Here is an 11,858-nt window from a genome sequence, read left to right as displayed (position 1 = left end):
TGCGTTTGCCATCCATGAAGTCGGCCGGTAGCGCGCTTATCTGCACGCTGCTGGCCATCGCGCTCTCCAGCCCCGCCTACGCCCAGCGCCAGACCGACCGCAGCCGCCAGAAGCTGACTGCGGAGAAGCAGCGCGCCGGTATCCAGCAGCGGCTGCAGGCCATCAAGCGCGAAATCGCCCGCACCGAAAGCGAGAAGGAAGACGCCGCCGACGAGCTGGCGGAGTCCGAAGCCGCCATCTCCGACGCCAACCGCGCCCTGCGCGACCTGGCCGAGGAGCAGGACGTCACCAGCACCCGCGTGAACGACCTGGCGCTCGAGCAGGAGCGCCTGGCGCAAACAATTGTTAATCAAAAGAAACAATTGTCCAGTTTGCTGCGCGAGCACTATGTGGCTGGCAACGAAGACCGGATCAAGCTGCTGCTGTCTGGCGACAACCCGAACCGCATCAACCGCGACCTGCAGATGATGGCCTATGTGTCGCAGGCCCAGGCCAAGCTGCTGGGCTCGCTGCGCACCAACCTTGCCCAGGTCGAGGCGAATCGCGACAAGGTCGAGAACGCCCAGCAGGAGCTGCAGGAAATCGCCGACGAGCAGCGCGACCAGAAAGCGCTGCTGGAAAAGGAAAAAGGGCGCCGCAGTGCGCTGCTGCAGGATTTATCCAGCAAGCTGTCAGACCAGCGCAAGCAGGCCGACCGCCTGCAGCGCGACGAACAGCGCATGAGCGGACTGGTCGATCGCCTGACGCGCCTGCTACGTGAACAGGCCGAGGCCGAGCAGCGCCGCCAGGTGGCGCTGGCCGCCGCCAGGGCCAAGGCGGAAGCCGAAGAAAAAGCCCGCGCCCTCGCGCGTGCCAAAGCCGCGGCCGACAAGGCGGAACGCGAACGCATCGCGCGCCAGAACGCCAAGCCCGGCACCAAACCGAAACCGGAGCCGGAACCCGAGCCGCCGAAGGTGGCCGAGCAACCGAAACCGGTCGAGAAACCGACCGCACCGCCGCCGGCCGAAGTCACCTTGGCCCCGGCCGCGCCGAGCGGCGCCTTTGCCAGCTTGAAAGGCCGCCTGAGCGTGCCGGTCAGCGGCAGCATCGCGGCCAGGTTCGGCGCCCGCCGCGGTGAAGGGCCGACCTGGAAAGGCATGTTCATCAAGGCGCCGGAAGGCACCGAGATCCGCGCCGTCGGACCGGGCCGCGTGGTGCACGCCGACTGGATGCGCGGCTTCGGCAACCTGATCATCATCGACCACGGTGGCGAATACCTGTCGATCTACGGGAACAACTCGGCGCTATTGAAACGCCCGGGCGATATGGTGCGCGCCGGCGAGGCCGTTGCGAGCGCCGGCAACACCGGCGGCAACGAGGAATCGGGGCTATACTTTGAGCTCAGGCATCGCGGCAAAGCCTTCGATCCGGCAAGCTGGATCAAATTCTAGGGGCACATATGAGCAAAGCAAAGAATTTCAGCCTGATCGGACTGGGCGTGGTGGCCGGTGTCGCCGCCTCCTTCCAGTTCTCGGCGTATGCGCAAAAAGACATCCAGTCGCCGCTGCCGCTCGACGAGTTGCGCCAGCTGGCCGATGTCTACGGCCTCATCAAAACCGACTACGTTGAACCGGTCGAGGACAAGAAGCTGCTGTCCGAAGCGATCGGCGGCATGGTCGCCTCGCTCGACCCGCATTCCACCTACCTGGACCAGAAAGCCTTCCGCGAAATGAAGGAAGCGGTGCAGGGCAAGTTCGTCGGCGTCGGCATCGAAGTGGCCAGCGAAGACGGCTACGTGAAAGTGGTGGCCCCGATCGAAGACACGCCCGCGCACAAGGCCGGCATCAAGTCGGGTGACCTGATCACCCGCATCGACAACGTCCCGGTGCGCAATATGTCGATCGACGAAGCGGTCAAGCGCATGCGCGGCAAGGCGGGCACCAAGGTCACGCTCACCATCGCGCGCCGCGGCGAAGACCGTCCGTGGGTGCTGCCGGTGGCGCGCCAGGAAATCGTGGTCCAGAGCGTCAAGGCCAAGATGGTCGAGCCGGGTTATGCCTGGCTGCGCGTGAGCCAGTTCCAGGAAAACACCGTCGACGAACTGGCCAAGAAGGCCAAGGCGCTATACGCCGAGAATCCCGAGATCAAGGGCCTGGTGCTCGACTTGCGCAACGACCCGGGCGGCCTGCTGCCGGGCGCGATCGGCGTGTCGGCCGCCTTCCTGCCCAAGCCGGACCAGTTGATCGTCTCGACCAAGGGCCAGCTGCCGGATTCGAACCAGCAGTTCTATGGCCGCCGCGACCACTATGCGCAGCGCGGCGCCGACCCGCTGGCCGGCCTGCCGGCAGGCCTCAAGACGGTGCCGATGGTGGTGCTGGTCAATGGCGGCTCGGCCTCGGCTTCCGAAATCGTCGCCGGCGCGCTGCAGGACTACCAGCGCGCGATCGTGATGGGCAGCCAGACCTTCGGCAAGGGTTCGGTGCAGACCCTGCGCCAGCTGTCGGCCGACACCGCGGTGAAACTGACCACGGCGCGCTACTACACCCCGAAAGGCCGCCCGATCCAGGCCACCGGCATCGTGCCGGACATGAAGGTCGACGAGACGCTCGAAGGCGATGCGCTGGCCGTGCTGCGCGTGCGCGAAGCAGATTTGCAGCGCCACCTGGTGAGCGAAGGCGAGGCAGAGAAAACGCCGGCCGCCAAGGATGCCCGCGCGGCGCTGGAAGCGCAGCAGCGCGCGCTCGCGCAACTGAAAGACCGCAAGCCGCTCGACTACGGCAGCAAGGACGACTTCCAGCTGGCGCAGGCGCTGAACCACTTCAAGGGGCAGAAGGTGTTGCTGGCGAAGGCGGATCCGGAGGCTGCGAAGCCGGCGGCGCCGAAGGTGTTGCCGGGGACGGAAACCAAGCCGCCTGAACTGAAGGCGCCGAAAAAATAGCGTGGGCGGGTCTCCCGCCCACGCGGTTAATCACGCCCGAGGGCTACGAAAATCATTCGGTCTACTGACAGTTGTTGAACGCGTGGGCGCAACATAGTCCACCGGACTATGTTGCCCTGCCCACCCTACAGTTCTCGACATACTTGGCCTTCGATAAATTGCTAGCGCCCACCGCATCAGCCCCGCCCGCTGCATGAACGACACCCAACTCCTGCGTTACTCCCGCCACATCCTGCTCGACGAGATCGGCATCGAAGGCCAGCAGCGCCTGCTTGACGCGCATGCGCTGGTCATCGGCGCCGGCGGCCTCGGTTCGCCCGCCGCGCTCTACCTGGCATCCGGCGGCATCGGCCGCATCACCCTGGTCGACGATGACGAGGTTGACCTCACCAATTTGCAGCGCCAGATCATGCACACCACCGCGCGCATCGGCCAGCCGAAAGCCGAATCCGGCCGCGCAGCCCTGCTGGCCATCAACCCCGACATCGAGGTCATTGCCCTGTGCGAACGGGCAGCAGGGGAGCGCCTGCAGGAACTGGTCCGGGCCGCCAGCGTCGTGCTCGACTGCACCGACAACTTCGCCACCCGCCACGCCGTCAACCGCGCCTGCGTGGTGGAAGGAAAGCCGCTGGTCTCGGGCGCCGTGATCCGCTTCGACGGCCAGCTCTCGGTCTTCGATACCACCACACCAAGTGCCCCGTGCTACGCCTGCCTGTTCCCCGAAGACAGTCATTATGAAGACGCGGCCTGCAGCACCATGGGCGTGTTCGCGCCGCTGGTCGGCGTGATCGGCGCCATGCAGGCGGCGGAGGCGATGAAGCTGGTGGCTGGCATTGGCCAGCCGCTGGCGGGCCGCCTGCTGCTGCTCGACGGCCGCGCCATGGAGTGGACCGCCATCGGCGTGGCCCGCAATCCATCCTGCCCGGTCTGCGCGGCCCGCCACCTGGCGTAGAATCGGCCACACAATTAAGAAAGGCGGCGCACGGAAAGCTGGCATACAATTGCTAACCCGCAGTGGGTGGATCCTGCTTCGCGCTGGCTCATACCGGGCCTCACCTGTTTCGCTTCAACCGATTTATTGCAAAGATTATCTATGCACATTGTTTCGCAACGTAAGCAGCGCCGCGCACGCGGTTTCACCCTGGTCGAGATCATGGTCGTGGTGGTCATCATCGGCATCCTTGGCGCGCTGGTCGTGCCGAAGCTGCTGGGCCGCACCGGCGAGTCGCGCGTGACCGCCGCCAAGGTCGACATCGCCACCATGATGCAGGCACTCAAGCTCTACAAGCTCGACAACCAGCGCTACCCGAGCACCGAACAGGGCCTGGTGGCCCTGGTCACCAAGCCGACCGCAGGTCCGGCCGCGAATGGCTGGAAGTCCGGCGGCTATCTCGAGAAGCTGCCGAAAGACCCATGGGGTAATGGCTACCAATACCTGTCGCCAGGCATTCATGGCGAAGTGGATATCTTCTCGCTGGGCGCCGATGGCCAGCCCGGCGGTACCGGCGAGGATGCCGACGTCGGCTCCTGGGAGTAAGGCTTTTCCATGCGGGCCCACGGCGCCCTGCGCAAAGTAGCCGGCTTCACCTTGGTGGAGCTCCTCGTCGTGATGGTCATCATCGGCATCACGCTGGGGCTCGCTTCGCTCAACGCCATCCCCTCGCCGCGCCAGAACCTGCAGCAGGAAGCCCAGCGCATCGCCTTGCTGCTGCAGCTGGCGCGCGACGAAGCCATCGTGCGCAACCGCCAGGTGGCCTTCGAAGCCAATCCGGAACGCTACCGCTTCGTCGTGCGCAACGACACCGGCTGGGAGCCGGTCACGCGCGACGACCTGCTGCGCGAACGGACCTTCAAGAGCGGCCCGCTGCAGCTGGTGCTGGAACCCAATACCAGCGTCAACACTGGTCAATTGCGCATCGTCTTTGGCCGCGAGCCGGTGGATAAACCCTTCGTGCTGACCATGGCTGCCGGCCCCGACGCGGTCGCGATCCGCGCCGATGGCGTCGGCCACTTTACCGTCGAATGAGCAGCCGAATGAGCTGTCCAACGCGTTGTCCAATGCCTATGCGCCCACGCCGACCCCACGCCGCATCCGGTTTCACCCTGCTCGAAGTGCTGGTGGCGCTGGTCATCGTCGGCACCGCGCTCGGCGCCGGCCTGCGCGCGGTCGGCAGCCTCACCTCCAACAGCGCCGGACTGCGCTCTGCGATGATGGCGACCTGGTCCGCAGAGAACCGGCTGGTGCAGATCCGCCTGGGCCGTGAATTCCCGCCTGTGGGCAAGCGCAATTTCCCTTGCGCCCAGGGCGACCTCCAGCTCATTTGCGAAGAAGAAGTCATCACCAGCCCGAACCCGCAATTGCGCCGGATCGAAGTCTCGGTGTTCGACGCCGAACGTCCCGAGCGCCGCATCGTCAAACTGATACAGCTCGTCCTGAGGCCTACCCGCACATGACTCCGGCTAATCGTTCGATGGTGCGACCGCGGCGCGCCGGCTTTACCCTCGTCGAGCTGCTGGTGGCGATCAGCATCCTCGCGATCCTGGCCGTGCTCGGCTGGCGCGGGCTGGACGGCATCGTACGTGCGCGCGTCGCGCTCACCGAACAGATGGAAGTCACGCGCGGCATGCAGCTCGCGTTCGCCCAGATGCAGAGCGACGGCGAGCACCTGGCCGGGCGCGACGTCATCGGGCGCCGTCCCAACCTGCAGTGGGAAGACAACCGTTTCACGCTGGTGCGCAAGGTGTACAACGAAAATGAGCCGTCGCAGCTGGCCGTGGTGTCCTACCGCGTCGTGAACGGCGCCCTGGTGCGGCGCGAATCGCGCGGCACGCGCGACCTGGCCCAGCTCGATGGGCTGTGGCAGGCAGCCGCCAGCGATGCGCCGTCGGAATCCTCGCCGCCCGTCACGCTGCAGACCGGCGTAACCGGGATGCAAATTTTGTCCTGGCAGAACAATGCCTGGAATAAAGAGCCGGTTCCGGTCGTCGAAGGCGCCCAGGCCGAAGAAGCACGCGGCATCCAGGTCGCGCTTACTTCGCAGGGCCTGAAAGGGCCGATGATGAAGTACTTCCTGCTTGGGGGAACCTGATGTCGCGCCCGATGCTCCAACGATCAGGCCGGCACCAGCGCGGCGTCGCGGTGGTCACCGCCTTGCTGCTCACCACGCTGGCGATCTCGATCGTCGCCAGCCTGTTCTGGCAGCAACAGGTGCAGGTGCGCTCGATGGAAAACCAGCGCCTGCAACTGCAAACCCAATGGATCCTGCGCGGCGCACTCGACTGGGCCAGCCTGGTGCTGCGCCAGGACGCCTATACCTCGCAATATACCTCGCTCGACCAGGTCTGGGCCACGCCGCTGGCCGAGACCCGGCTCGACCAGTACATCGAACGCGAGCGGGTCGAAGGCGAGACCTTCGATGCCTCGCTGTCGGGTAACATCATCGATGCCACCTCGCGTTACAATCTGGCCAACCTGGCGGAGAATGGGCAGCGGGTGGCGGCCCAGGAAGCCATTTTCAGGAGGCTGCTGACGCAACTACGTCTGGATGCGCGCCTGGCCGAGCGAATCGGGATTTTCGTCGCGCAGGGCCAGCAGGCGGCCGTACAGGACCCGCAACAACCTGTGGATCCGCCGACAGGACCCCAGCTGGTGGTGCCGCCGGCCAGCGGGGTGCCGATTCCCTTGCTGCAGGTGGACGACCTGCTGGCGGTGCAGGGCATGACTCCGGAATTGCTGGCAAAGCTGAGGCCGTTCCTGATCGTGCTGCCGTCGGGGCCGACGCCGCTGAACGTGAACACGGTGCCTGCCGAGCTGCTGGCGGCGCTGGTGCCTGACATGTCGCTGTCGCAGGCCAACACACTGGTGGCGCGCCGCAAGACCGCGCCATGGAATAACGTCGAGCAGTTCAAGTCGGAAGCCCGGATGACCAGCGATACGGTCCCCGCCGACGCCTATGCAATCAAGAGCGACTGGTTCCTGGTGCAGAGCCGTATCCGCCTGGACCGCGCCGCCCTGAACGCCGAATCGCTCATCGCGCGCAAGAGCGATGTGATCGGCGGCGGTGGCACCACCGTAATCTGGACCCGCCAGAATTAGAAGAAAGCGAGACAGTTTGACTACTTTATATATCCGCCACCCGGCACGGGCAGAAGGTGAAGGCGCGCTGTGCCGGTTCGCGACCGTGTCCGACACCGGCGCCATCGAGCAGCAGGGCGAAGGCCCCTTGCGCAACCTGGGTGATGTGGTCGCGGCCAGCCGCCGCGTCGTGCTGCTGCTGGCCGGCGCCGACGTCACGCTGCTGGCGGTCCAGGCCCCGCCCCTGAGCAGCGCGCGCCTGCGTGCGGCCCTGCCGGCGCTGGTCGAAGAACAGATCCTTGGCGATCCGCTCGACTGCGTGCTGGTCGCCGGCCCGCTGCTGCCCGACGGCCGCCGTGCGGTCGGGGTGGTGCACCGCAACTGGCTCGAGCAGATGGTGAAAGCCCTGCTCGGCATGGGCGCGCGCGCAGTCGCCGCCATGCCTTCGCAGCTGTGCCTGCCGCTGCTGCCGGGCAGCGTCAGTGCCGCCATCGGCCATGGCGAATTGCTGCTGCGCCAGGGCCAGTACGAAGGCATCGGCCTGGCCCTCGACGGCAACCCGCAAGCGGCGCTGCAGACGGCGCGCGCGCTGTCCGGCGACGCGCCCATGGTGCTGTACGTGCCGCACGAGCAGCTCGGCGAATACCAGGCGCTGCTGCTCGATGCCGGTCCCGGCGTCACGCTGGAAAGCGATGCGTGGGAACACTGGATCGCCGGATCGAAAACCAGCACCCTGGACCTGGTGCCGGGCCTCGGCACCGCCGGCGTCGCCCAGCGCGACTGGAGCCGCTGGCGCTGGCCGATCCGCCTCGCGCTGGCAGCAGTCGTGGTCAACATCATCGGCGTCAACATCGAATGGCTGCGCCTGAAGCGCGAGGCCGATGCGGTACGCCAGGAAATGGCGCAGACCTTCCGCAGCGCCTATCCGAACCAGCCGGTCATCGATCCGGTCGCGCAGATGCGCCAGAACATCGCGCGTGCCAAGCTGGCCGGCGGCCAGGTCGGTGCCGACGAGTTCGGCTGGATTGCCGGCGTGTTCGGCGAAGCGGTACGCGGTCTCGGGCGTCCACCCGGAATTGCGTCAATGGAGTTCCGGGAACGTGTGCTGACTGTGCGCGTCAAACCCGAAACGGTTGACCCTGCCTCAAGTGGCCAGTTGCGTGCCGCGCTCGGGGCGCGCAATATGACCTTGGAAGAGACCGCACCCGCCACCTGGGTGATCCGCAGTACGGCACCCGGTACAGGAGGCCCGCAATGAAGGCTGCAGCAAACATCGGCGCGAAATTCGGCGCCCTGCGCGAACGCGCGCTGGCCTACTGGCTGGCCCGCACCGAGCAGGAACGCAAGTTCCTGGCCATCGGCGCCGCCGTCGTCCTTGTCTCGCTGGTCTATGCGCTCTTGCTGGCCCCGGCTATCGAAGGGCGCGACACCCTGAGCCGCTCGCTGCCCTCGCTGCGCCAGCAGGCGGCCCAGCTGCAGACCCTGGCAGCCGAGGCTTCCACCCTGGCCGCCAACCCGGCGCCCGCCGCGCCACCCATGACGCGCGAGGGGCTCCTGGCCAGCATGGGCCAGCGCGGCCTCACGGCCGGGTCGATCACCATGACCGGCGAATACGCCAAGGTCCAGCTCAACGGCGTGTCCTTCGCCAACCTCGTATCCTGGCTCGACGCCCAGCGCCGCGAGAACCGGATACAGGTGCAGGATGCCGCCTTCACGGCCCTGGCTGCCGTGGGACAGGTAGATGCCACGCTGACGCTGCGCCAAAACAATGGCGCGGCCCAATGAAGCGTTTCTTCCTCTGGCTGGTGCCGACGGCGCTGGCGGTACTGTTCACGGTGCTGGCGTTCCTGCCCGCTTCGTGGCTGGGCCCGATCGTCGAAGAGCAGACCGGAGGGCGTTTGACTCTGGGGGATGCGCAAGGTACGCTCTGGAACGGCTCAGCCTTCATTGGCGGGGCGCCTGGCCAGGGCGGGGCGGTGACACCGCTGCTGCCGGGACGCTTCGCATGGCGCCTGTCTCCGCTGGTGCTGTTCGGCCAGGTCAGCATGACACTGGAAAACCCGCAAGCGCTGGTGCGCCCGGTACGCATCGAAGGCAGCTGGTCGCAATGGCAGGTCAGCAGCGGTGAATTGCTGCTGCCGGCCGAAGGCCTCGCCGGGCTCGGCGCGCCGCTCAATACGCTGGCGCCCTCCGGCACCATCCGGCTGGTCTGGAACACGCTCGACCTGCTGCGCCAGCCCAATGCAGTAGCAATCCAGGGCCGCACCGTGCTGACCCTGTCGGACATGGGCTCGCGCATGTCGCCGGTCCGGCCGCTGGGCAGTTACGAAATGGCGTTCGACTGGCGCGGCAACGCGGCCGACCTGAATTTGCGTACCGTGCGCGGTGCGCTTTTACTGTCGGGCTCCGGTATGCTGCAGAACGGCCGCCTGCGCTTTTCCGGCCAGGCTTCGGCCGCCGAAGGATACGAAGCGACGCTGGGCAATATGCTCAACCTGCTGGGCCAGCGTCGCATGGTGAACGGCAAGAACATAATCGCACTCGAGTTCAGATAATGAAAACAATGACCCGAACCACTTCCCGTCTTCCGGCCTTGCGCCGTCTCGCCGCCGGCGCCATGCTGTGCTGTGCTGCCACCGTGCTGGCGCCCGCGCCGGCCTGGGCCCAGGAGAGCGCGAACGCCGCGGCGCTGAGCTTCGTGAACGCCGACATCGAATCGGTGATCAAGGCGATCGGCCACTACACCGGCATGACCTTCATCATCGACCCGCGCGTCAAGGGCACGATCACCCTGGTGTCGGAAAAATCGCTCAGTAAAACCCAGGCCTTCGGCCTGCTGACCTCGACGCTGCGCCTGCAGGGCTATGCCGTGGTCACCAGCGGCGACGGCTATGCCAAGGTGGTGCCGGAAGCCGAAGCCAAGGCGCAGTCCTCACCGACCCAGGTCGGCGGCGTGCGCGCCAGCAAGGCAACCGGCGACCAGATCGCCACCCAGGTGTTCTACCTGTCGTATGAATCGGCCGCCAACCTCACCGCCGTGCTGCGCCCGCTGATCTCGCCGAACAATTCGATCATGGCGAACCCGGGCAACAACACCCTCGTCATCACCGACTACGCCGACAACCTGCGCCGCCTGGCCAAGATCATCGGCGCGCTCGACACCCCGGTCGCGGCCGACCTCGACGTCATCCCGATCCGCAACGCCATCGCCAGCGACATCGCCGCGCTCGTCAGCCGCCTGATGGAACCGGCGGCCGGCGGCGATTCGGGCCGCGTCAGCGTGCTTGCGGACCCGCGCACCAACTCGGTGGTGGTGCGCGCGCCTTCGCAGGCGCGCGCCAATCTGGCCAAAACACTGATCGCACGCCTCGATGCGCAGACTTCGTCGCAAGGCAATATCCACGTCGTCTACCTGAAGAACGCCGAAGCCAGCCGCGTCGCCCAGACCCTGCGCGCCGTGGTGTCCCAGGATACCTCGGCCTTGCCGCAGCAACAGCAGGGCACTTCGGGTGGCTCGATCCAGGCTGGCAGCACGACCGGTGGCCAGGGCGGCCAGGGCGGGCTCGGCGGCCAGCAGGGCCAGGGCAGCGTCGGCATGGGCGGCAGCGGCAACGGCTTCGGGCAGCAGGGCCAGCAGACCGCGGGCGGTGCCGGCGGCGGCCAGGGCTCCGGCTTCATCCAGGCCGATGTCTCGACCAACAGCCTGATCATCACCGCGCCGGATGCCATCTACCGCAACCTGCGCAGCGTGATCGACATGCTCGACGTGCGCCGTGCCCAGGTGTACATCGAGGCGCTGGTGGTCGAAGTCACCTCCAACAAAGCCTCCGAATTCGGCGTGCAGTGGGTCGGCGCCAGCGGCGACTCGGACAGCAAATACCGCATCGGCGGCCTGCAGTCCTTCGCCACCAATGGCAACAGCAATATCGTCAACCTGGCCGCCGCCGCCACCACCGGCCTGTCCGGCGACTCGATCCCGAGCCTGCCTGGCGGGCTGTCGATCGGCCTGTTCCGCCAGGTGGCCGGCAACCTCGGCCTGGGCGCGGTCGCACGCTTCCTCGAGAACGACGGCAATGCCAACATCCTGTCGACGCCGAACATGATTACGCTCGACAACGAGCTGGCGACCATCAAGGTCGGCCAGAACGTGCCGATCATCACCGGTTCGTTCACCACCGGCACCAGCGGCAGCTCGAACCCGTTCCAGACCATCGACCGCAAGGACGTCGGCCTGCTGCTCAAAGTGCGCCCGCAGATCTCGGAAGGGGGTACCATCAAGATGGCGATCTACCACGAGAACTCGAGCGTCGACACGTCCACCCGGACCCTGGCCTCGGGCGTGACCACGAATGTGCGTGCGATCGAAACCAACGTGCTGGCCGATGATGGCCAGATCGTCGTGCTCGGCGGCCTGATCGAAGACACCGAGGGCGATGGCGAAGAGAAAGTACGCGGCCTGGGCGACATCCCGATCCTGGGCAATTTGTTCAAGTACCGCAGCCGCAACCGCACCAAGACCAACCTGATGGTGTTCCTGCGTCCGGTAGTGGTGCGTAGCAAGGAGGCTTCGGCTTCTCTGGCAATGGACCGTTACGAATACATGCGCGGCGTGGGCGCTGCCGGCCAGACGCAGCAGGAATCCGTCCTGATGCGCGACCTCGGCGCGCCGCTGCTGCCGCCGCTGACCAATGGCCAGCCGCCGACCGGGGGCGCAATGGCGACCACGCCGGTGCAGACGACCCCGGCGGCCGGCGCCGCGCCGGGTGCGGCGAGCGGCCAGCCGGTTCCACAGGGCCAGCAGGCACAGCCGCAGCAGCGTCCCGGCTCGCAGTTCCGTCCGGTCACGCCATCGAACCAGAAATAAAG

At 66.6% G+C, this 11,858-nt stretch carries 12 protein-coding genes; all 12 read left to right on the top strand.

Annotated elements, in window-relative coordinates:
• The first annotated feature begins 5 nt into the window (after positions 1 to 5).
• The 12 genes from HGB41_RS14125 to gspD all read left to right on the top strand — a co-directional run bounded on the left by HGB41_RS14125 (position 6) and on the right by gspD (position 11,856).
• On the top strand, positions 6 to 1,430 hold the full coding sequence (locus tag HGB41_RS14125) for a murein hydrolase activator EnvC family protein (RefSeq protein ID WP_229423038.1): 1,425 nt from the start codon (positions 6 to 8) through the stop codon (positions 1,428 to 1,430).
• Positions 1,431 to 1,438: 8 nt separating this feature from the next.
• Positions 1,439 to 2,917: a S41 family peptidase gene (locus HGB41_RS14120; RefSeq protein WP_171085422.1), complete on the top strand. Its 1,479-nt coding sequence runs from the start codon at positions 1,439 to 1,441 to the stop codon at positions 2,915 to 2,917.
• Between the two features lie 193 nt (positions 2,918 to 3,110).
• Positions 3,111 to 3,869 (top strand): HesA/MoeB/ThiF family protein, encoded by a 759-nt coding sequence (locus HGB41_RS14115; protein WP_171085420.1) that lies wholly within the window; start codon positions 3,111 to 3,113, stop codon positions 3,867 to 3,869.
• Between the two features lie 141 nt (positions 3,870 to 4,010).
• Positions 4,011 to 4,454: a type II secretion system major pseudopilin GspG gene (gene gspG / locus HGB41_RS14110; protein WP_171085418.1), complete on the top strand. Its 444-nt coding sequence runs from the start codon at positions 4,011 to 4,013 to the stop codon at positions 4,452 to 4,454.
• Between the two features lie 9 nt (positions 4,455 to 4,463).
• The gene (gene gspH, locus HGB41_RS14105) at positions 4,464 to 4,943 is read left to right on the top strand and encodes a type II secretion system minor pseudopilin GspH (RefSeq protein ID WP_171085417.1); all 480 of its coding nucleotides are present in this window, start codon (positions 4,464 to 4,466) and stop codon (positions 4,941 to 4,943) included.
• A gap of 38 nt (positions 4,944 to 4,981) precedes the next feature.
• Entirely contained in the window at positions 4,982 to 5,371 is a 390-nt protein-coding gene (gspI, locus tag HGB41_RS14100) for a type II secretion system minor pseudopilin GspI (protein WP_171085415.1), read from the top strand.
• Positions 5,368 to 6,006, top strand: coding sequence for a PulJ/GspJ family protein (locus HGB41_RS14095; RefSeq protein WP_171085413.1), 639 nt, complete (start codon positions 5,368 to 5,370; stop codon positions 6,004 to 6,006). The genes gspI and HGB41_RS14095 overlap by 4 nt, the downstream gene beginning before the upstream one ends.
• 11 nt (positions 6,007 to 6,017) lie before the next feature.
• On the top strand, positions 6,018 to 7,013 hold the full coding sequence (gene gspK, locus HGB41_RS14090) for a type II secretion system minor pseudopilin GspK (RefSeq protein ID WP_171085412.1): 996 nt from the start codon (positions 6,018 to 6,020) through the stop codon (positions 7,011 to 7,013).
• Positions 7,014 to 7,029: 16 nt separating this feature from the next.
• A complete protein-coding gene (gene gspL / locus HGB41_RS14085; RefSeq protein ID WP_171085410.1) occupies positions 7,030 to 8,250 on the top strand; it encodes a type II secretion system protein GspL in 1,221 nt (406 codons plus the stop codon).
• Positions 8,247 to 8,777, top strand: coding sequence for a type II secretion system protein M (locus HGB41_RS14080; protein ID WP_171085408.1), 531 nt, complete (start codon positions 8,247 to 8,249; stop codon positions 8,775 to 8,777). The genes gspL and HGB41_RS14080 overlap by 4 nt, the downstream gene beginning before the upstream one ends.
• Complete coding sequence (gene gspN, locus HGB41_RS14075; RefSeq protein WP_171085406.1) at positions 8,774 to 9,547, top strand: type II secretion system protein N; 774 nt, start codon at positions 8,774 to 8,776, stop codon at positions 9,545 to 9,547. Before HGB41_RS14080 ends, gspN begins: the two co-directional genes overlap by 4 nt.
• A complete protein-coding gene (gene gspD, locus HGB41_RS14070) occupies positions 9,547 to 11,856 on the top strand; it encodes a type II secretion system secretin GspD (RefSeq protein ID WP_171085400.1) in 2,310 nt (769 codons plus the stop codon). Before gspN ends, gspD begins: the two co-directional genes overlap by 1 nt.
• Positions 11,857 to 11,858 lie beyond the last annotated feature (2 nt).

This window comes from Telluria aromaticivorans (assembly GCF_013003915.1).
Classification (GTDB): Bacteria; Pseudomonadota; Gammaproteobacteria; order Burkholderiales; family Burkholderiaceae_D; genus Telluria; species Telluria aromaticivorans.
Note: the sequence above shows the minus strand (reverse complement) of the source record. Positions and strands in the feature narration are given on the sequence as shown.